At 44.2% G+C, this 22,083-nt stretch carries 18 protein-coding genes and 2 pseudogenes; 1 reads left to right on the top strand and 19 read right to left on the bottom strand.

Annotation, left to right across the window (positions count from 1 at the left end; translation table 11 throughout):
• Nucleotides 1–7: 7 nt before the first annotated feature.
• The 4 genes from ICV01_RS02685 to ICV01_RS02670 form a co-directional block, all read right to left on the bottom strand.
• Nucleotides 8–943: an electron transfer flavoprotein subunit alpha/FixB family protein gene (locus tag ICV01_RS02685; RefSeq protein WP_215288352.1), complete on the bottom strand. Its 936-nt coding sequence runs from the start codon at nt 941–943 to the stop codon at nt 8–10.
• Nucleotides 944–1,693, bottom strand: a complete 750-nt coding sequence (locus ICV01_RS02680) for an electron transfer flavoprotein subunit beta/FixA family protein (protein WP_215288350.1) — start codon at nt 1,691–1,693, stop codon at nt 944–946. It lies immediately after the preceding gene.
• A 142-nt stretch (nt 1,694–1,835) separates the two neighbouring features.
• Nucleotides 1,836–3,488 carry an acyl-CoA synthetase gene (locus tag ICV01_RS02675; protein WP_215288348.1) on the bottom strand — a complete coding sequence of 551 codons (1,653 nt, stop codon included), beginning with the start codon at nt 3,486–3,488 and terminating at the stop codon, nt 1,836–1,838.
• A 121-nt stretch (nt 3,489–3,609) separates the two neighbouring features.
• Entirely contained in the window at nt 3,610–4,533 is a 924-nt protein-coding gene (locus ICV01_RS02670; protein ID WP_215288346.1) for a histone deacetylase family protein, read from the bottom strand.
• A gap of 117 nt (nt 4,534–4,650) precedes the next feature.
• Here ICV01_RS02670 and mltB point away from each other — a divergent pair, with 117 nt between their 5' ends.
• Nucleotides 4,651–5,895, top strand: a complete 1,245-nt coding sequence (gene mltB, locus ICV01_RS02665) for a lytic murein transglycosylase B (RefSeq protein ID WP_215288345.1) — start codon at nt 4,651–4,653, stop codon at nt 5,893–5,895.
• A gap of 19 nt (nt 5,896–5,914) precedes the next feature.
• Here the strand turns inward: mltB and cysM are convergent, their stop codons facing one another.
• From cysM to gyrA, 15 genes and pseudogenes are all read right to left on the bottom strand, one after another.
• Nucleotides 5,915–6,844 (bottom strand): cysteine synthase CysM, encoded by a 930-nt coding sequence (cysM, locus tag ICV01_RS02660; RefSeq protein WP_215288341.1) that lies wholly within the window; start codon nt 6,842–6,844, stop codon nt 5,915–5,917.
• Nucleotides 6,845–7,006: 162 nt separating this feature from the next.
• Nucleotides 7,007–7,342: pseudogene (locus tag ICV01_RS02655) on the bottom strand (ComEA family DNA-binding protein); the annotation flags it as partial.
• Between the two features lie 90 nt (nt 7,343–7,432).
• Entirely contained in the window at nt 7,433–8,452 is a 1,020-nt protein-coding gene (rfaD, locus tag ICV01_RS02650; protein ID WP_215288337.1) for an ADP-glyceromanno-heptose 6-epimerase, read from the bottom strand.
• Nucleotides 8,449–9,390, bottom strand: a complete 942-nt coding sequence (gene rfaE1, locus ICV01_RS02645; protein ID WP_215288335.1) for a D-glycero-beta-D-manno-heptose-7-phosphate kinase — start codon at nt 9,388–9,390, stop codon at nt 8,449–8,451. Before rfaE1 ends, rfaD begins: the two co-directional genes overlap by 4 nt.
• Before the next feature lie 40 nt (nt 9,391–9,430).
• Nucleotides 9,431–10,645, bottom strand: a complete 1,215-nt coding sequence (lapB, locus tag ICV01_RS02640; protein WP_215288333.1) for a lipopolysaccharide assembly protein LapB — start codon at nt 10,643–10,645, stop codon at nt 9,431–9,433.
• Nucleotides 10,646–10,651: 6 nt separating this feature from the next.
• A complete protein-coding gene (locus tag ICV01_RS02635) occupies nt 10,652–10,888 on the bottom strand; it encodes a lipopolysaccharide assembly protein LapA domain-containing protein (RefSeq protein ID WP_215288331.1) in 237 nt (78 codons plus the stop codon).
• A gap of 26 nt (nt 10,889–10,914) precedes the next feature.
• Nucleotides 10,915–11,220 (bottom strand): annotated as a pseudogene (locus ICV01_RS02630) (integration host factor subunit beta); the annotation flags it as partial.
• An 81-nt stretch (nt 11,221–11,301) separates the two neighbouring features.
• Nucleotides 11,302–12,978: a 30S ribosomal protein S1 gene (gene rpsA, locus ICV01_RS02625; protein WP_215288327.1), complete on the bottom strand. Its 1,677-nt coding sequence runs from the start codon at nt 12,976–12,978 to the stop codon at nt 11,302–11,304.
• A 107-nt stretch (nt 12,979–13,085) separates the two neighbouring features.
• The gene (cmk, locus tag ICV01_RS02620) at nt 13,086–13,757 is read right to left on the bottom strand and encodes a (d)CMP kinase (RefSeq protein WP_215288325.1); all 672 of its coding nucleotides are present in this window, start codon (nt 13,755–13,757) and stop codon (nt 13,086–13,088) included.
• A 116-nt stretch (nt 13,758–13,873) separates the two neighbouring features.
• Nucleotides 13,874–15,196, bottom strand: coding sequence for a 3-phosphoshikimate 1-carboxyvinyltransferase (gene aroA, locus ICV01_RS02615; protein ID WP_215288323.1), 1,323 nt, complete (start codon nt 15,194–15,196; stop codon nt 13,874–13,876).
• Complete coding sequence (locus tag ICV01_RS02610) at nt 15,193–16,071, bottom strand: prephenate dehydrogenase/arogenate dehydrogenase family protein (RefSeq protein WP_215288321.1); 879 nt, start codon at nt 16,069–16,071, stop codon at nt 15,193–15,195. Before ICV01_RS02610 ends, aroA begins: the two co-directional genes overlap by 4 nt.
• Complete coding sequence (gene hisC, locus ICV01_RS02605; protein ID WP_215288318.1) at nt 16,071–17,192, bottom strand: histidinol-phosphate transaminase; 1,122 nt, start codon at nt 17,190–17,192, stop codon at nt 16,071–16,073. The genes ICV01_RS02610 and hisC overlap by 1 nt, the downstream gene beginning before the upstream one ends.
• Before the next feature lie 18 nt (nt 17,193–17,210).
• A complete protein-coding gene (pheA, locus tag ICV01_RS02600; RefSeq protein WP_215288316.1) occupies nt 17,211–18,290 on the bottom strand; it encodes a prephenate dehydratase in 1,080 nt (359 codons plus the stop codon).
• Nucleotides 18,280–19,371, bottom strand: a complete 1,092-nt coding sequence (gene serC, locus ICV01_RS02595; protein WP_215288314.1) for a 3-phosphoserine/phosphohydroxythreonine transaminase — start codon at nt 19,369–19,371, stop codon at nt 18,280–18,282. The genes pheA and serC overlap by 11 nt, the downstream gene beginning before the upstream one ends.
• Nucleotides 19,364–22,069: a DNA gyrase subunit A gene (gyrA, locus tag ICV01_RS02590; RefSeq protein ID WP_215288312.1), complete on the bottom strand. Its 2,706-nt coding sequence runs from the start codon at nt 22,067–22,069 to the stop codon at nt 19,364–19,366. The genes serC and gyrA overlap by 8 nt, the downstream gene beginning before the upstream one ends.
• Nucleotides 22,070–22,083: the final 14 nt, after the last annotated feature.

The raw sequence follows: 22,083 nt of genomic DNA, 5'->3' as shown, positions 1-22,083 counted from the left end.
TCCTAAATTATCCTAATTCCGCAATTAATTCTGGTACAGCTGTAAACAAATCAGCGACCAAACCGTAATCCGCAACACCAAAAATTGGCGCCTCAGGATCTTTATTGATTGCAACAATCACTTTTGAATCTTTCATACCCGCCAAATGCTGAATCGCACCAGAAATACCGACTGCCACATATAACTGAGGCGCGACAATTTTTCCTGTTTGACCAACTTGGTAATCATTAGGTACAAAACCCGCATCCACAGCTGCGCGTGAGGCACCTAAAGCAGCACCCAACTTATCAGCTAAAGGCTCCATCACAGCATGGAACTGCTCACCAGAACCCAATCCGCGACCACCTGAAACAATGATTTTTGCAGCAGTAAGTTCTGGACGGTCTGAATGACTCACTTCTTTGCTGACAAAACTGGCTTTACCACTATCAGACACAGCAGCAACTGTTTCAACCGCTGCAGATCCACCAGTAGATGCAGCCGCATCAAAACCTGTTGTACGCACAGTAATCACTTTAGTAGCATCCGTTGCTTGCACGGTTGCTACCGCATTACCTGCATAGATAGGGCGCTCAAAAGTATCTGCTGAAATTACTTTTGTAATATCCGATACTTGCGCCACATCTAATTTAGCCGCCACACGAGGCAACACATTTTTACCAATGGCCGTTGCAGGCGCCAAGATATGGCTGTAGTTACTTGCTATCGCAAGAACTTGTTCCGCCAAGTTTTCACCTAACTGATGCTCCAAGTGGGCAGCATCTACATGAATGACTTTAGCCACACCAGCCACTTGTGCTGCCGCAGTCGCTGCACCACTGGCTTGATGGCCAGCCACTAATACATGCACATCGCCACCACAAGCTAACGCAGCGGTTACCGCATTTAATGTCGCGGCCTTTAAAGATTGATTATCGTGTTCTGCAATTACGAGTGAAGTCATTTAGATCACCTTCGCTTCATTTTTTAGTTTTTCTACCAAAGCCTTAACATCAGCCACCATCACACCAGCGCTACGCTTAGGAGGCTCTTCAACTTTGATTGTTTTAATACGAGGCGCAACATCGACACCTAAATCATCAGGCTTGATAGTCTCTAATGGTTTTTTCTTTGCCTTCATGATGTTAGGCAAAGTGACATAACGCGGTTCATTCAAACGCAAATCTGTTGTTACCACCGCTGGCAATGCCAAGGCCAAGGTCTCTAAACCACCATCTACTTCACGAGTAACCGTAGCCTTACCGTCAGCCACCTGTACTTTTGAGGCAAAAGTTGCTTGCGGCAAATTCAATAAAGCAGCCAACATCTGACCCGTTTGATTGCTGTCATCGTCAATCGCCTGCTTGCCTAATATGATTAATTGCGGCTGCTCTTTATCTACCAAAGCTTTTAGAATTTTTGCCACGGCTAAAGGTTGCAATTCAGCATCAGTCTCAACCAAAACACCTCTGTCTGCGCCAATTGCCATCGCTGTTCTTAGAGTTTCTTGGCTTTGCGCCACACCACAAGAAACAGCCACAACCTCTGTAGCGATACCAGCCTCTTTAAGACGAACCGCTTCCTCAACAGCGATTTCATCAAAAGGGTTCATGCTCATTTTTACGTTAGCAGTATCAATACCTGAGTTATCAGACTTCACGCGCACCTTCACGTTGTAGTCGACCACTCGTTTAACAGCGACCAAAATTTTCATACTGTTTGCCTATTTATAAGAATTCACGAATGAGAGAGATGCTGACACCGTTTTAGGGTGCAAACTATCGCCAACACGACATTGTGCGTCCTATTGGAGCTCTTTTAGGGTTGAGTCCAATAAAAACGCACTATGCTTTATTTTATACGTCGATAGCGGTTGCGGACCCAGCTTTTTTACGCAATTCAAACTTCTGGATTTTGCCCGTGGAGGTTTTAGGTAATTCACCAAAAACAACCGCTCTAGGAATCTTAAATCCAGCTAAATGCTTCTTACAGTGAGCAACGATATCTTCTGCTGTGACATTGGCGTCAGGCTTAACCTCTAAAAATGCGCAAGGTGTCTCACCCCATTTAGCATCCGGTTTCGCAACCACTGCCGCTGCTAAAACTGCAGGGTGACGATACAAAACATCCTCCACTTCAATTGAAGATATATTTTCACCACCAGAAATAATGATGTCTTTACTACGGTCTTTAATTTTGACGTAACCATCCGGGTACATCACCGCCAAATCCCCAGAGTGGAACCAACCACCCTCGAAGGCTTCTTGAGTCGCCTTAGGATTTTTAAGATACCCCTTCATAGTGATATTGCCACGGAACATGATTTCTCCCATGGTCTCACCATCGGCCGGCACCGGTTGCATAGTCTCAGGATCCATCACGGTTACAGCTTCTTGCATGTGATAACGCACACCTTGACGAGCATTCAATCTAGCACGCTCACCAATATCAATGTCTTTCCATTCATCATGCTTGACGCAAACGGCGGCAGGACCATAAACCTCAGTCAAACCATACACATGGGTTAGGTCAAAGCCCATTTTTTCCATACCCTCAATCATGGCTGCTGGAGGCGCTGCACCAGCCACCATGCCTTTCACACCTGTTGGCACACCTGCTTTTAATTCCTCAGATGCATTCACCAATAAACCATGCACAATCGGCGCAGCACAATAATGCGTGACACCATGGGTTTTCATTGCTTCAAAAATAGACTTGGCATCCACCCTTCTTAAACAAACGTTGACACCAGCTCTAGCTGCTACTGTCCACGGGAAACACCAACCATTGCAATGGAACATGGGGAGCGTCCAAAGATAAACTGGATGCTTGGGCATATCCCACTCGAGAATATTAGAAACAGCATTAATTGCAGCACCACGGTGGTGATACACCACCCCTTTTGGATTGCCCGTTGTACCAGAGGTGTAGTTAAGGCAAATGGACTCCCACTCGTCTTTCGGCATCCGCCAAGCATGATTAGGGTCACCGCCTGCGATAAATGTATCGTAATCAACCGAACCTAATTTTTCGCTAGCACCTTCATATTCTTTATCAATCACATCAATCACCAAAATATCTCTTGGTGACTCAGCTTTCGCCATAGCCAAAGCTTTCTTCATCACGCCACTAAATTCAGGGTCGACAATCACGACCTTTGCTTCACCGTGATTCAACATAAACGCAATGGCTTCAGGATCTAAACGGGTGTTCAAAGAGTTAAGTACCGCCCCCACCATTGGCACCCCAAAATGAGCTTCGACCATGGGAGGTGTATTAGGCAACATCACAGCGACCGTATCACCAACACCAACACCTGCCTTAATCAAAGCACTCGCTAATTGCCTTGTTCTTGCATAAGTTTCGGACCAAGTTCTTCTCAAACCACCATGAATCACTGCTACCTTATTAGGATAAATTTTGGCAGCCCGTTCAATAAAACTAATAGGGGTAATAGGAGAAAAATTTGCGGCATTCTTATCTAAGCCATGCTCATAAATATTAGACATACTCAATACACTCCGCCTTTAAATAAAACAATCACAATTGCTCGAAACGTCAAACAGTATCACCATCTGGACTGGCTTCGAACCATTTTTAGGGATTCCCCTTATAAAACCGAACCTTTAGTTATAGATCGGCTAATTCTTTCAAATGAGCAACAACACTTCTAGCTAGTGCAGATAGGCTGTAACCACCCTCTAGACAACTCACAATACGTCCCTGAGCGGTTTCATTGGCAACTGTCATAAGTTGACGAGTGATCCATGCATAATCTGCCTCTACCAAGGCCATTTGCCCCATATCATCTTCCCTGTGGGCATCAAAACCCGCAGAAATCAAAATAAGTTGTGGCTTAAATTCTCTTAAACGAGGTAACCAAGCTAACTCAACCACCTCTCTAACAGCGACACCATCCGTATAAGCAGGCAATGGCACATTAACCATATTAGGCAAATCAACATCCGCCCCAGAATAAGGATAAAAAGGATGCTGAAAATAACTGCACATCAAAACACGCGGGTCGTTTTTAAATGCGGCCTCCGTACCATTGCCATGGTGAACATCAAAATCAATGATGGCGACTCGATCTACACCATGCTTCTCTAAAGCATGTTTTGCAGCAATCGCAATATTATTAAAGAAACAAAAACCCATCGCTAGATGTGGCTCAGCATGATGCCCAGGAGGTCTCAAACAAGTAAAAGCATTTTTTACTTCACCGCTCATCACGGCATCAACTGCTGCAATAGCACCTCCGGCGGAACGTAAAGCAGCCTGCCAAGTATGCGCGTTCATCGTTGTATCGCCATCAATCGAGTAATACCCAGATTCAGGAGCATGAGATTTGATGAAATCAATATGATCCTGAGTGTGGACCAATGCCAGCTGTTCTTCCGTTGCTAAAGGCGGATCAATGCGCGTCAAATAACAATCAATCCGACTCAGAATTAATTGATCTTCAATCGCCTGCAAACGCTGCGGACATTCAGGATGATGCCGCCCCATTTCATGGCGCAAACAATCTGGATGACTTATGTAGGCAGTACTCATATCAATCTGAATGATTCAATGGAATAATTGGTTTATCTAGTTCATTATTCATTTATAAAATTACACACTAATTACTTGAACATCCATTAAATCCTAATTTAAGTTCTACTTCCACAATTGCTAAATAAGACCATAACCCATTTAAGCGGTACTTCCCAAGCCAAATTAGGCTTAAGCGCCCTACTCTTTATATTTGTTCTATCCGGTTGCTCATCGCTTCCAAGTAACCCAACAAAAGATATTTCCATTAGCAACACCCCCACAGAAGAACTTCAGATCAGCGAACAAAAACCCGATGCCCTTAAGCCATTCTTAGAAAAAATAAGTAAAGACCATCAAATACCTTTAGCTGAACTTAACCTAGCCTTTGAGGACGCCAAGAGCATCCCATCCATCAGAAAACTCGTCTTGCCACCTCCGCCAGGATTTCAAAAAAACTGGAAGGTTTATCGCAGTCGATTTGTTGAACCAAAAAGACTTGCTGCGGGGCAGCAATTCTGGGCGAAGCACCAATCGTTTATCAAAGAAGTTTCACAACAAACAGGTGTCCCACCAGAAATCATCGTAGCCATTATTGGTGTTGAAACCATCTATGGCAAACAGATGGGAACCTTTTCGACCAAAGACACACTCATCACACTAGGATTCCAATACCCAAACACACCTAATAGAGCGAGTCGTGAAACCTTATTTAAAAATCAGTTAGAAGATTTAATTTTATTGTGTTGGCAGGAAAACCCAAAGTCCAAATTATTTAAGAGTTGCTTAAACCAAACAGGATCTTATGCAGGCGCGATTGGATTACCCCAATTCATGCCAAGTAGCATCAGAAAATTTGGCATTGATGGAGACAAAGATGGCAAGATCGACTTACGCAACTCCCCTGAAGATGCCATTGCCAGTGTCGGCAATTTTTTAAAGATGCATGGCTGGGTAAAAGATGAGCCGGTTTACTTAAAAATGATGATGAGTAACGAGACATTAGCAATTGCTCAAAAATTGGCCGATGGCGAACCCAAAGCAAAATTGCAGCTAGGGCAGTTAATAAAAGAAAAAATAATTGAATCTTCAACATTGCCAGAGTCAACACCAAGCTTAGTGGTTGATTTGCCAAGCCCTACCAGCAATGGTGAAACAGAAGTTCAATATGTCATTGGCCTACGAAACTTTATTGCTATTTGCGATTACAACCGTAGCTTTTTTTACGCTCAGTCAGTTGCAGAATTTGCGGATGCATTAAGAGGCACGCCTTTATCGGAGGCTACCATTGCAAAAAAGTCCGTCAAAAAAACAAAGAAGCCCTCTAAGAAGGCTTCTGCCAAAAAATCAAAAAATATTAGTCAAGCCAATCAAAATAATTAATTATTTATTTCAGCGTCAATTAAGCAGGGAAAACGCCCGTTGATAAATAACGATCGCCTCTATCACACACGATAAACACAATCGTCGCATTCTCAACACGCTCGGCAATACGCAAAGCCACAACTAATGCACCAGCAGCAGAAATCCCACAAAAAATACCCTCTTCCCTAGCCAAACGCCTAGTCATATCTTCCGCCGCTGCCTGACTCACATACTCAATTCGATCAACTTTGGCATCAGCATAAATCTTAGGGATGTAATCTGGAGACCATTTACGAATACCCGGAATCTGCGAACCTTCTTCTGGTTGCGCGCCAATAATTTGAATATTTGGATTTTGCTCTTTTAGATAGATAGATACACCCGTAATTGTTCCTGTTGTACCCATCGCAGAAACAAAATGCGTCACTTGACCATGTGTATCTTGCCAAATCTCAGGACCAGTCGATTCAATATGCGCTAAAGGATTATCTTTATTGGAGAACTGATCCAGAATCTTACCCTTACCTTCTCGCTGTAATTGCTCAGCATAGTCTCTGGCATACTCCATACCGCCCGTTGATGGGGTCAATACTAATTCAGCACCATAAGCTGCCATACTTTGGCGACGCTCAATACTCTGATTCTCAGGCATCACTAAAATAATCTTGTAACCCAAAATCGCTGCCACCATGGCTAAAGCAATCCCCGTATTACCACTGGTTGCCTCAATCAAGGTATCACCAGGCTTAATATCGCCACGCTCCTCAGCGCGCAAGAACATAGATAAAGCAGGTCGATCCTTGACGGAACCCGCTGGGTTATTCCCCTCCATCTTCCCCAAGATAATGTTATTTCTAGCAGCATTTTCAGGGCCTGGGATACGCTGCAAACGAACTAATGGCGTATGGCCAACAGTTTGAGCAATGGTGGGATAGTTAGGTGTTGTCTTAGATGTTAGGTTAGGCATATGTGTTCAATCTTAATATAAGTTGATTGTATCCATATGCCTAATTTTTTAATTAAATCAATTTAAAAAATAGGTTTGCTCTTTTTATTCTTTTTTCTCTTCTTTGGCCTTTCGTTGCCTAACTTGTTTAACTGGGCCATCTGCCTTCTCAAAACCTTTATCAGCCGCTTTGACTTTTTTAGAGGGCCCCGCAGCAGCGGTTGACTTGCCATTAACCAGCAAGCCGTTACCCATCAACCGCTCCACTGTTTTTTCACCGATACCCTTCACTCTTCCATGCAAATCTGCCGCATCTTTAAAAGGACCATTCTTTTTCCTTTCCGCCAAAATCGCCTTAGCTTTAGACGGCCCTAGGCCTCTAACTGACTCTAAAGCCGCTTGATCTGCAGAATTGACCTCAACAGCTGCATGGGCACTTCCGCTTAATAAAAACCAGCCCAACAACCCACTTAAGGCTAAACCGGCCACCTTTAAGACACTCGTATTTTTAAATAACATACAAACTCCTCCAAAAGAAAAAGCTCCATCGACTGATGAAGCTTTTCTAGAACGAATTAGCAGTCTGTAGGTTGACTGAACTAAAGATGCTTACAAAGGTTGGGCAAGAAAATCTGAATTTTCTGACAACCAAGTCATGTATTTCTTAACACCTTGCTCAACAGTCAAGAAATCATCTTGATAACCAGCAGCTCTCAAATGAGTCAAATCAGCCTGTGTAAATGATTGATATTTGCCACGCAATGCTTCAGGAAAAGCCACATACTCAATCAAGCGCTCATCTACCAATTCCGACAAAGGTAGCTCACTTTCACCTTCAATAGAGCGAAGACTATTAATGACTGAGCGCGCCACATCATTAAACGGCTGAGCTCGGCCAGTTCCTAAATTAAAAATACCGCTTTTCTCAGGGTGATCTTGGAAGAATAAATTTACTTTCACCACATCTTCCACTGAAACAAAGTCCCGCTTTTGTTCACCAGGAGCATAACCACCATACTCACCAAACAACTTCACGGCTTGAGTTTCCAAGAACTGATGGTAGTGATGAAATGCCACAGACGCCATACGACCTTTATGAGACTCTCTTGGGCCATAAACGTTAAAGTATCTAAAACCCACTACTTGAGCAGTGGTTTTCTTTTGCAAGAAACGCTGGCGAACTACCTGATCAAATAAAAATTTTGAGTAACCATAAACATTCAATGGCTTTTCAAATTCACGACTCTCTTTAAATACATCAGAACCACCATAAGTAGCAGCTGAAGAGGCGTAAAGATATGGCACCTTTTGTTCTGTACAAATGTCTAACAATTCAATTGAATAGCGATAATTATTCGCCATCATGTATTTGCCATCGGTCTCCATCGTGTCAGAGCAAGCGCCCTCATGGAAAACCGCCTCCACCTTGCCAAACTTTCCTTTAGCAAAAGCTTCAATAAACTCTGACTTATCTAAGTAATCAGCAATTTCCAAATCGGCAAGATTGCGATATTTATCAGCAGGCTTTAACTCATCAACAGCAATGACATCCTTAATGCCGCGTTTATTTAACGCTTCAACCAGATTTGATCCAATAAAGCCAGCTGCGCCAGTCACGATATATGTCATTGCAATTCCTCTAAAGATACGGTTGCTGTACCCAACTTACCCACGACAATGCCGCCGGCTTTATTAGCCAACTTCATTGCTTGTGCTGGAGACCATTTAGCTGCTAGAGCAACTGCCATAGATGCAATTACTGTATCACCAGCACCAGACACATCAAAAACTTCACGGGCTTGAGCCGTAACGTGCTCAACACCTGACTCCGTAAAAAGGCTCATACCTTCTTCAGAGCGCGTTAATAACAAAGCATCCAAACCCAATTCAACTCTAAGTGCTTGAGCTTTCTGGAAAAGGTCGGCCTCATCTTTCCAACGACCCACGACCTGCCTTAACTCAGAACGGTTCGGGGTAATAATGGATGCACCTTTGTACTTAGAGTAATCATCCCCTTTGGGATCAACTAAGACAACCTTACCTGCAGCTCTGGCAGCTTCAATCATCTTGGTTACATGGGTTAGACCACCTTTACCGTAATCAGAAAAAACTACAGCATCCACTTCTGGTAACAAGGCTTGAAATTGTTCCAACTTATTTAATAACGCTTCATGCGTTGGAGCCTGTTCGAAATCAAGTCTAATTAACTGTTGTTGCCTCGCCACCACGCGCAACTTTACGGTTGTCGGAGCACTCGCATCGCGCTGCAAATAACTAGTCACGCCCTGGTTTTCCAGTAATTCTTCAATACGACGCCCAGGCTCATCATCACCAACCACGCCCAAGATAGAGATCTTCGCACCAATACTAGCAGCATTGCGCGCAACGTTAGCAGCGCCACCTAAGCGCTCATCATTCTTACCAACCAAAACAACTGGCACGGGGGCTTCAGGAGAAATTCTTTCCGTATCACCAAACCAATATCGATCCAACATAACATCGCCAACGACTAAAACGCGAGCCTGTCGAAACTTCTCAATATCCGATGTTGTTAATTTAATATCCATGCTCATTATTTTCGTTAATTTTTTGGTATCAAATATTTAATTACATTGATGGGCCAGATGGCGCGGCACCCTCACCACGTCTTGGAGAATACGATTCCCAAGCATTACAACCTGGGCACTGCCAATAAAAACGTCTTGCTCTAAAACCACAATTACCACAGGTATACCGAGCCAAACTATTCGTGCGTTGCTTCAAAAGCCCCAAAGATGCCTTAATGTCTAGCTGCTTCTCTTTATCTCCAGCAACCTCAGCCAAACTCAATCTAGCTTGTGATCTTAACGCCATAGCACTCAAACTAGGCGTATGTTGCATCACATCAGTCATCAGCGCTTCTGCAGCCTCATTGCCACGCAAAGCCAAGACATGTCTAAAAGTGATATCTAATAATTCCCCGCTAGCCTGGGTTTGCAAAGCATCAATTAACACTTGCAAAGCCTCATCCGTCTTCCCTAAGACCTGATGAACTTTCATCCAGCGATCCGCAACCAATGGCAAATACGCGACATGATGTTGATAGATATAAGACCAAACTTTTACTGCCTCGGATAACTGATTTTGAGATACCAATAAATCACCTCTCAAAATAGTTGCTCGCGGATGATTGGGCACAGCTTCCATAGCGAAATTAAGATGCTCCGCCACCAGTTCCGGGTTTTTAAGACGCAAGGCCTCTTCAGCTAGCTCACAATGAAAGTGCGCCAACTCTTTGTAACGCGGCCTCCCTTGCAACTCACCCAATTCCTGACAGGCGATAATGGCCTTTGTCCAATCTTTTTCAACCTGATACATCTCCAAAAGACTTTCTTTTGCAGGAATACCATATTTACTGGCCGCACTAACCCGATGCAATGATGTCTCGGCTCGATCCAATAGACCGGCTCTTAAAAAATCTCGGCCTAACTCGTAGGCGGCATGATCCCGATGTCTAGAAGGCAAATCATCGCGATTAGCCAAATGTTGATGCACACGAATCGCGCGTTCTGTTTCACCTCGGCGTCTAAATAAACTGCCTAGTGCAAAGTGTAATTCTGTTGTTTCAGGATCCAATTGAGCAATCTGCACTAAAGCATCAATTGCTTTATCAGGCTCCTCATTTAATAGCAGATTCAAACCTTTAAAAGTGGATTTTTGTTGAGCTAAACGCTCAATCTCATTTTCGCGTTTTTCTAAACGCATATCCCAACGCGCGCCAACCCAACCTAATGCAAAGGTAACTAGCAGCGCGAACAACCACCAAGGTTCAATCTGTAACACGATTATTTAACGTGGCTGTTTTAAGCGACGAATAGAAACGCCACTTAATAAAGTAAGCAAAATGCCTAAAACAAAGGCTATGAATAAAACAAAAATAAGAGGTAACTCCCAACTTAGACCGGGGAGCAATTGAAAATGAATTTCTTGGGTATTACTTAAAGCCAACAAGACTAAAAGAATAAAAATAATGAATCGTCCAACAATCCGCAATACTTTAAGTGCGGCATTTAGAAACGCTGTCATTCTGCAGATTCATCCTTTTTTGGAAAATCTACTCGCTCTCTTAACTCTTTGCCAGGCTTAAAGTGCGGCACATGTTTTTCTGGAACCATCACTTTTTCACCAGACTTTGGATTACGTCCTTGGCGAGGCGGGCGATGATGCATAACAAAACTACCGAAACCACGTAATTCGATGCGCTTGCCATCGGCCAATGCCTGCGACATAGTGTCAAGCAATGTTTTAACGGCCAACTCCACATCTCGCGGCAATAGCTGCGGAAACGCCTGAGCTAAACGCTCTACCAATTCTGATCGTGTGATCGTCGATGAATCACTGCGTTCTAAATCGTCCATAACTCAACAATATTCTTATTTGTCCAATTTGAAAATCCCCACCCTCATGGGTGAGGATTTCCCCATACATTACACCAAGTATTAATTACCTTGGTTGTCCAACTTAGCTTTAAGCAATGCACCTAAATTCGTAGTGCCTGCACTAGCTTCGTTCTGCAACTTGCTAATAGCTTGTTGCTGATCGGCGCTATCTTTAGCCTTGATAGACAAGTTGATGTTGCGTGACTTGCGGTCAATATTGATGATCATCGCATTAACGGCGTCACCTTCTTTTAACAAGTTACGAGCATCTTCAACGCGGTCAGTTGAAATTTCAGAAGCGCGCAAATAGCCTTCAACTTCATCAGCCAACTGAATCACAGCACCTTTAGCATCAACACTCTTCACTGTACCGTCAACGATACTGCCTTTGTCGCTAGTAGATGTGTAGTTGTTGAATGGGTCACCAGACAACTGTTTGATACCAAGAGAAATGCGCTCTTTTTCAACGTCGATAGCCAAAACAACTGTTTCAACTTCGTCACCTTTTTTGTATTTGCGAACAGCTTCTTCGCCAGTTTCTTGCCATGACAAATCAGACAAGTGAACCAAACCGTCGATACCACCAGGCAAACCAATGAACACGCCAAAGTCAGTAATAGACTTGATTGCGCCGCTTAACTTCTCACCTTTTTGGTGTGCACGTGCAAACTCATCCCATGGGTTTGGCTTACATTGCTTCATACCCAAGCTGATACGACGCTTGTCTTCATCAATGTCTAGAACCATTACTTCAACTTCCATACCCAACTGAACTACTTTGCTTGGAGCAACGTTCTTGTTTGTCCAGTCCATTTCAGAAACGTGTACCAAACCTTCGATACCTGTTTCGATCTCAACGAATGAACCGTAATCAGTTAAGTTAGTTACCTTACCGAATAAACGTGTGTTTGGTGGGTAACGACGTGCGATACCAACCCATGGATCGTCGCCCAATTGCTTGATACCCAAAGAAACACGATTCTTATCTTGATCGTACTTAAGAATCTTAGCTGTTACTTCTTGACCAACAGTCAACATTTCGCTTGGGTGACGAACACGACGCCATGCCAAGTCCGTAATGTGCAACAAGCCATCCACACCGCCAAGATCCACGAACGCACCGTAGTCAGTAATGTTTTTAACGATACCTTGAACAACAGTACCTTCTTTAAGATTTGAAAGAAGCTTAGCGCGCTCTTCGCCTTGGCTAGCTTCAACAACAGCACGACGCGATAACACAACGTTGTTGCGTTTACGGTCAAGCTTGATAACCTTGAACTCCATAGTCTTGCCTTCGTATGGAGATGTGTCCTTAATAGGACGCGTATCCAACAAAGATCCCGGCAAGAAAGCACGGATACCATTCACCATCACTGTCAAACCACCCTTAACCTTGCCAGTTACGGCACCAGTTACAAGTTCACCTTGCTCAAGAGCTTTTTCTAGGTTCAACCAAGATGCTAAACGCTTAGCTTTGTCACGAGACAACACTGTGTCACCGTAACCGTTTTCTAATGCGTCAATCGCAACAGAAACGAAATCGCCTGGTTGAACTTCGATTTCACCTTGATCGTTAAGGAATTCCTCAACTGAGATGAAAGCTTCAGATTTCAAACCGGCATTAACCACTACGAAGTTGTGATCGATACGAACAACTTCAGCGGAAATAACTTGACCAGCCTTCATGTTCGAGCGGGCTAGGGATTCTTCAAATAGAGCTGCAAAAGATTCAGACATGTGTTTTCACTATATAGCCGTCAGAAAAGAAACCGACGGGTTAGGTTAAAAATACCAACACTCGCGTTGCAAGCGTTAGCGCTTTATTTTTCCCACTGATATAAAACTTAACTAGCCTTATACCAAGCAAGAACTTGGTTCACCGCCTCTTCAATCGTCATGGACGTGGTGTCAAGATGATGAGCCCCTTCTACAGCTTTTAGTGGCGAAGTGCTGCGATTAGCATCGCGCGCATCCCGATCACGTAAATCCTGCAAAAGGATGCTCATGTTAGCAGAAAACCCCTTAGCTATCAATTGTTTATAGCGTCTCTCAGCCCTAGCTTCAACACTAGCGGTTAAAAATACTTTGGTGATAGCGTCTTGGAAAATAACGCTCGCCATATCTCGGCCATCAGCAACCAGACCAGGAGCTTGACGAAATGCCTGTTGTCTAGCAACTAAGGCAGCCCTAACTCCCGGATGAACCGCGACCTCTGAAGCGCGCTTCCCCATCGCTTCTTGGCGAATCACATCAGTAACATCCTCGTCCGCCAAAAAAACCCTATCCCCTTGAAAAATAACATTTAATTTTTCAGCAATTGGAATTAAATCTGGCTCAGAATCGGTGCTGACCCCTGCTTTAAAACTAGCTAAACCCACCAAACGGTACAAAGCACCACTATCCAAATAATGAAATCCCAAAGCTTCTGCCACCCTCTGAGCAACCGTACCCTTACCTGAGGCAGTAGGTCCATCAATAGCGATAACGGGGACAGATTGGGTGGAAATAGTCGTCATTTTTTAGTTTTTTAACTTTTAGCTATAAATAATTGCTTAATTAATAGATTAATTATTTCTTAATGTGAAACGATTAAAACCTTATCCGGGAGAAAAAATACTCTTTTACCACCCAATTAATGGGTAATTAACGCAAATTCTTTGAAATACTCCGGGAAAGTTTTAGCAACACAATTAGGTTCATTAATGCGTACTTTTAGTGGTCCGAATGTTGCCAAAGAAAAACACATAGCCATTCTGTGATCATCATAGGTATCAATACCTTCAGCAGGTGTTGCCCAATGAACAGGTGGACTTACCTGAATAAAATCATCCCCAGATATAACTTCGGCCCCCATCTTTTGCAACTCTTTTGCCATAGCGGCAATGCGATCAGTCTCTTTAACTCGCCAACTAGCGATACCGGTCAATTTGGTAGATCCTTCGACAAACAAAGCAGCCACGGCCAAAGTCATTGCAGCATCAGGAATGGCAATGCAATCAAGCTCAATACCACGCAGCTTTTGATTGGGGGTATTCACACCTCGAACCTCAATCCAATCCTCACCTGCTTCCACAACAGCGCCCATTTGCTTTAACGCATCAGCAAAAGCCACATCTCCCTGAATACTATTAGCGCCCACCCCCATCACACGCACAGGCCCCTGACCAATAGCGCCAGCAGCTAAGAAATAAGAAGCAGACGAAGCATCACCCTCTACATATAAAGTGCCTGGGCTGGTATAGGGATTACCAAGATTGGCGGGGATATAAAAACGCTGCCACGCCTCATTGCGCACCACCACACCAAAACGGCTCATCAATTTCAAAGTGATATCAATATAGGGTTTTGAAATTAACTCACCCACTACCTCAATACAAATCTCATTTTTTGCAACCAGCGGCAAAGACATCAGAAGTGCGGTCAAGAACTGGCTAGAAACATCCCCTCGCACTTTAATAGGCGCATCCGTACGAATCTCACCACGACCAATTTTCAATGGCGGGTAGCCTTCATTTTGCTCATACTGCACATCAGCGCCCACCATACGCAACCCATCAACCAAGTCGCCAATAGGTCTTTCATGCATACGTGGCACACCATGCAAACGGTATTGACCACCTAAAATAGCCAATGCGGCGGTCAAAGGACGAATCGCTGTACCGGCATTCCCCATAAATAAATCTGCTGTCGAATGCGGAAACTTACCAGAACCGCCAGTAACAACACAGTCACCATCCGCCTCATCAACACCCACACCTAAAGTCTTAAGCGCAGATCTCATCACGCGGGTATCGTCGGCATCCAATAAACCTTTTAAGCGAGTCACTCCAGTAGCTAGCGCAGATAGCAATAACACGCGATTAGAAATACTTTTTGAACCTGGCAATGTGATCTGACCATGTGCCCGCTCAAAAGGCCCTAGCTCAATAAAATCATTTGAATGAGGTTGGCTCATGAACGACCTTCCCACTTTTGACGCTCAACACTCGCACGCGTAAACGCCTTTAATAAAGCATCGCCATCTTCTTTAGCAATAATGTCTCTCAACATCTTAGTCAAACTAAGATAGTTATCCATCTCTTTTAAGAGCGCTGTTTTATTTGCTAAACAAATATCACGCCACATTTCAGGGCTTGACGCAGCAATCCTAGTGAAATCTTTAAACCCTGCACCGGCATGCCCTAATTTCACAGAAGCATCTTCAGAATTTGCCACTTGCAACATCAACGCAAAAGATAAGATGTGAGGCAAATGAGAGATAGATGCAAAAACTGCATCATGTTGCAAGGATGACATACGGTGAGTACGTGCGCCCGCTGCCAACCAAAAATCATTGATAGCATCAACAGCTGGAGGTAAATTTTCCTGCAAAGGACATAAGATAACTTGCTTATCTTGGAACAAGTCAGCCTTAGCTGCAGTTGCACCATGCTGAGCCCCACCAGCAATCGGATGCGCAGGAATAAATTGCGCCACCTTGTCGCCAAGAGCAGTTTTTGCAGCCATGATGACATCGCTCTTAGTACTTCCTGCATCTGTAATTAATGCATTCGGTTTCAAATGCGGCTCAATAGCGTGGAGTACTGCAAATGTATGAGAAACAGGTACGCATACCACGATCACGTCAGCTAATTGAGCACAAGCCTCTAAGCTCATGGCCTCATCAATAGCGCCCATCGCCATGGCCTCATCTAAATTAGCTTGTGAGCGGCCAACACCAATGATACGGTCGAATGTCTTAGCTTTTTTATGCGCTAAACCAAGCGAGGCTCCAATCAAGCCAACGCCCACGATGCCTAACGTTAATCCAGATGTTTTATTGTTTGTCATTAATTCAAAATCTTTTTTAAAGCAGCTATAAACGCCTCATTCTCTTCCGGCAAACCAATTGAAATGCGCAACCACTCCGGCAAACCATAATTACCTACGGGCCTCACAATAATGCCCGCCTTTAACAATTCAAGATTAATTTTGGCGCCTGCCGTTGGCTCATCACCCACCTTCACCAAAACAAAATTTCCAGAAGAAGGTAAATAACGTAATCCCATTTGATCAAAAGCTTCGGTTAATTGCTTATAACCAGCACGGTTAATGTCATAGCATTTTTTCAAAAACTCCTTGTCAGCCAATGCGGCAATCGCAGCTGCCTGAGCCAAGCTATTAACGTTAAATGGTTGACGGATGCGATTAAGTAAATCAGTCACATTGGTCTGAGCAATACCATAACCAATTCTTAAACCAGCCAAACCATAAGCTTTGGAAAAACTTCTTGAAACTACAACATTGGGAAACAATCTAACCCAAGCAAGCGCATCGTATTGCTGCTCTGGCGTTAAAAATTCGTTATAAGCCTCATCAATGACTACCACCACATGACTTGGTACTTGTTTGATAAAAGCCTCAATATCAGCCCCTTTCAAAAAAGTACCTGTTGGATTATTTGGGTTAGCCACAAAAATTAAACGCGTCTTTGGCGTAATGGCTTTTATCATCGCAGCCAAATCATGACCATAATCGGCTGTCGCGGGAACTTCAACGGCAACCGCTCCCACAGCCTGAGTCGCTAGCGGATAAACAGCAAAAGCATGTTTTGAAAAAATAACTTCATCGCCCTCATGAGCAACCGCTCTTGCAGTTAATTCAAGAATGTCATTACTACCATTTCCTAGCGTGACCCACTCAAAAGGCACCTGAAGTTTATTGGCTAAAGCATTTTTTAAATCAAATCCATTCGAATCGGGGTAACGACCAAGATCCTCAGCTGCTTTTGCCATCGCTTTTTTAGCAGAGTCAGGCATCCCCAATGGATTTTCATTAGAAGCTAACTTAACAATCTTGCTTTCATCTAAACCCAACTCTCTAGCTACTTCGCTAATAGGTTTACCGCCCACATACGGAGCAATAGCGCGCACATATGAAAGTCCAATAGATGACTCTTGGTCTTTGGTCATACTCGACCCTTCTTAATTTCAGTGACTACGGGGATAAGACCCCAAATTTTTGAAGAATGCTGCTTCAGTCTCTAACTCAGCAAGCGCTGCGGCAACTTTAGGCTCACTTGCGTGACCATCGATATCGATATAAAAGAAATACTCCCATGTGCCACGTCTAGCTGGGCGTGACTCAAAACGATTCATGGATACCCCATGCTTAGCCAAAGGTGCTAACAAGTGATAAACAGCGCCAGGCTTATTTGTGACCGACAAAATAACTGAAGTTTGATCTTTACCTGAAGCCTGACACGAGCCATGACTAATCACGACAAAGCGCGTGCGGTTATGCGGATCGTCCTGAATCGAACTTTGCACAGGAGATAGCCCATACTGTTGTTGAGCAATATCACCAGCAATCGCCGCAATAGTGGCATCTTCCGCTGCAATCTTCGCTGCCTCACCATTACTACTCACCGCTTGACGCTCCAGCTTCGGTGTATTGGTTGCCAACCATCGTTGGCACTGAGCTAGCGCCTGTGGATGCGCACATACACGCGTCACACCATCTAAAGTGCCAGACTTAGTTAACAAGTGGTGCTTGATCATCAACGCAACTTCACCCGTAATTCTTAAATCAGTATCTAACAACAAATCTAAGGTTCTTGATACGGCGCCCTCAGAAGAGTTTTCAACCGGCACCACACCAAAATCGGCAGCGCCCGCATCCACCGCACGAAACACCTCGTCAATCGTAGCGCAAGGCACCCCATTAATTGACTGGCCAAATTGAGCAAAAGCAGCTTGCTCAGAAAAAGTTCCGGCAGGCCCAAGATAAGCTACTCGCACCGGCGCCTCTAGAGCACGGCAAGCAGACATAATTTCGCGCCAAATATAAGTGATACCTTCAGGAGCGATAGCGCTTTTGTTTTTTGCAATCAAGCCATCAATGACTTGGCGTTCACGCTCAGGACGAAATACTGGTGCATTCGTACCGTGTTTGACCTTGCCAACCTCTTGGGCCGCTTTTGCACGCTGCCCCAATAACTCTAACAATTCTTGATCGAGCGCATCAATTCGAGCACGTAATGGTGCTAAATCCTTATCGTCATTGGCCACGCTCGAACTCCTTCATGTAATCCACCAAGGCTTGCACACCTTCAATAGGCATCGCGTTATAAATACTAGCTCTCATGCCACCAACACTCTTATGTCCTTTAATGTTCATAAGACCTTGTTTAGCAGCGCCAGCGACAAAGGCATCATTCAACGCTTCATCTTGCAAATAAAACGTCACATTCATGCGTGAACGATAGCGCTGATCAATCTTGCCAACATATAAACTACTCTGATCAATACACTCGTAGAGCAAATTAGATTTTTGAATATTTTTCTGCTCTATGGCTGCAACACCACCTTGACGTTTAAGCCACTTAAAAACCAATCCTGCCAAATACACGCTAAATGTAGGAGGTGTATTTAACATGGAGTCACTCTCAGCTTGTTTTGCCCAATCCCAAATAGTTGGGGTGATAGGCATAGCGTGACCCAATAAATCTTTACGCACAATCAAAATACTCAATCCGGCTGGACCAATATTTTTTTGTGCGCCTCCAAACAAAACGCCAAACTGATTAACATCCCACACTCGAGACAAAATATTGCTGGATACATCAGCAACCAAAGGCTTAGCTACTTTTGGAACATCCTGAAACTCAAGACCCCCAACCGTTTCATTGGAGCAAATATGCACATAAGCAGCATCATCTGATAACTGCCAATCTTTTTGATCTGGAATGGTGGTGTAACCATTGGCCTGACTAGATGCAGCGATATGAGCTTCGCCATATTTAGCTGCTTCTTTAATTGATTTTTCAGTCCAAATACCTGTTGCAATGAAATCTGCCTTAGGAGCTTTAGATGCTAGCGGCATTAAATTCATTGGAATAGCGGCATTCATACCAATAGCGCCACCTTGCAAAAACAAAACGGCATAACTATCAGGGATATTCATCAACTCACGTAAATCAGCAACAGCTTCTTCATAGCAAGCCATAAATGCTTTACCGCGGTGACTCACCTCCATCACCCCCATGCCCAAACCTTGCCAATTGAGCATTTCAGAAGCAGCCTGCTTTAAAACTTCCTCAGGAAGCGTAGCTGGCCCAGGTGCGAAGTTATAAACCCGCTGATCAAACATTGCTCTCAGGCTCCTCACCTTCAGCTGCTTGATTATCAACAGACTCATCAGATTCATCATCTAATTCAGAATCATCATCACCTTCAGCAATACGTTGCAAGCCTGATAACTCCGTACCTTCGTCCACGTTAATCAAGGTAACACCTTGTGTAACACGGCCCATTTCACGAATCTCTGACACGCGCGTACGCACCAAGATACCGCCTGTTGTAATCAACATGATTTGATCTTGCTCGGACACCAACACTGCCGCAACCACTTTACCGTTACGCTCAGTTGTCTGAATAGCAATCATGCCCTTCGTGCCACGACCGTGGCGGGTGTATTCAGTGATTGGCGTACGCTTACCGTAACCATTAGCTGTTGCTGTCAAAACGCTACCAGGCAATGTCGCAGGATCAACACCTGCCTCAAGCGCACCCGCTGTTTCCGCAGGAGCGACTAGCATTGCAATCACTTCATGAGAGGCTTCTAGGTTCATACCTCTTACTCCGCGAGCTGTTCGACCCATTGGACGCACGTCATTCTCATCAAAGCGCACAGCTTTACCAGCATCGGAGAACAACATCACATCATGCTGACCATCGGTAATCGCAGCGCCCACTAGGTGATCGCCTTCATCCAAATCAACCGCAATAATGCCTGCCTTACGTGGGTTAGAGAAATCAGACAAACGAGATTTCTTCACAACACCCTTGCGAGTCGCCATAAACACATATTTATCATCTTCGTAGGCTTTAATTGGCAAAATCACTGTAATTTTTTCGCCATCAACCAATGGGAAAATATTCACAATTGGTTTACCACGAGAAGCACGCCCACCTTGAGGAACCTCCCAAACCTTCAACCAATACATACGGCCACGATCGGAAAAACAAAGAATCGTATCGTGCGTATTTGCCACGAATAATGTATCTACCCAATCCTCATCTTTAGTAGCAGTCGCTTGCTTACCTCGACCACCGCGTTTCTGAGCACGGTACTCGGATAATGGCTGGCTCTTCATGTAACCGCCATGAGATAAGGTCACAACCAAATCTTGCGGCGTAATTAAATCTTCAGTAAACAATTCTGTAGCATTCATCTCAATGCGTGAGCGACGGCCTGTGTCATTACCCGCTTGACCGAACTCAGCCTGAACAGCCTGCAACTCTTCAGTAATGATGACCGTAATACGCTCTGGTTTTGCCAAAATATCTAACAAGTTAGCAATCTCAGACATCACCTCTTTGTATTCATCAACAATCTTATCTTGCTCAAGACCTGTCAAACGTTGCAAACGCATTTGCAAAATTTCTTGGGCCTGGCTATCGGATAAACGATACAAACCATCTTCTTGCATACCGATGGTTGGATCTAAATCCTCTGGGCGGAATGAGTTGCGACCACCAGGGGCATCTTTCTCAGCTCTTGATAACATCTCGCGAACCACAGAAGAATCCCAAGATCTAAGCAATAGCTCTTTCTTAGCCTCTGGCGGTGTTGGCGCAGCTTTAATAATCTTGATGAATTCATCAATGTTTGCCAAAGCAACCGCTAAACCTTCTAAAACATGACCACGGTCACGTGCTTTGCGCAATTCAAATACCGTGCGACGCGTTACAACTTCGCGACGGTGCGACAAGAAGCACTCTAACATTTGCTTCAAGTTCAATAAGCGTGGCTGGTTATCCACCAACGCCACCATATTCATACCAAAGGTATCTTGTAGCTGAGTAAACTTGTAAAGGTTGTTTAGAACAACCTCAGGCACTTCACCACGTTTTAACTCAATGACGACGCGCATACCTGACTTATCAGACTCATCGCGAATATCTGAAATACCTTCCACCTTCTTCTCAGTGATCAGCTCAGCAATACGCTCAAGTAAAGTCTTTTTATTAACCTGATAAGGCAGCTCATCAACAATAATGGCCTGGCGTGAACCACGGTCCATGTCTTCAAAATGAGTTTTCGCGCGCATAACCACGCGACCACGGCCTGTACGGTAGCCATCTTTCACACCAGAAATGCCATAAATGATGCCGGCAGTCGGGAAATCAGGCGCTGGGATGATTTCCATTAAATCATCGATCGTGCAATCAGGATGACTCAATAAATGTAAACAACCTGAGACCACTTCATCCAAGTTATGAGGAGGAATATTGGTTGCCATACCAACGGCAATACCTGAAGAACCGTTAATCAATAAATTAGGGATCTTGGCTGGAAGAATCAACGGTTCTTTTTCACTACCGTCATAGTTCGGCCCAAAATCAACCGTTTCTTTATCAAGATCATCTAATAGCTGATGGGCAATCTTAGCTAAACGGATTTCCGTGTAACGCATCGCAGCAGCGTTATCACCGTCTACTGAACCAAAGTTACCTTGACCGTCCACCAACATATAACGCAAGGAGAAATCCTGAGCCATACGCACAATCGTGTCGTAAACCGCTGAGTCGCCGTGCGGGTGATATTTACCAATTACGTCACCCACAATACGGGCAGATTTCTTATAAGCACGATTCCAATCGTTATTAAGCTCATGCATCGCGAACAAAACTCGACGATGAACTGGCTTTAAACCATCCCTTACGTCAGGCAACGCACGACCTACGATCACGCTCATAGCGTAATCTAGGTAGGAGCGACGCATTTCGTCTTCTAGGGATATCGGGAGTGTCTCTTTAGCGGCGTTATTTTGTGTAATTTCCATGTGGCGATTTTATC

It is taken from the genome of Polynucleobacter sp. MWH-Spelu-300-X4, assembly GCF_018687515.1.
Taxonomy (GTDB): domain Bacteria; phylum Pseudomonadota; class Gammaproteobacteria; order Burkholderiales; family Burkholderiaceae; genus Polynucleobacter.
This window is presented reverse-complemented; position numbering and strand designations above follow the sequence as displayed.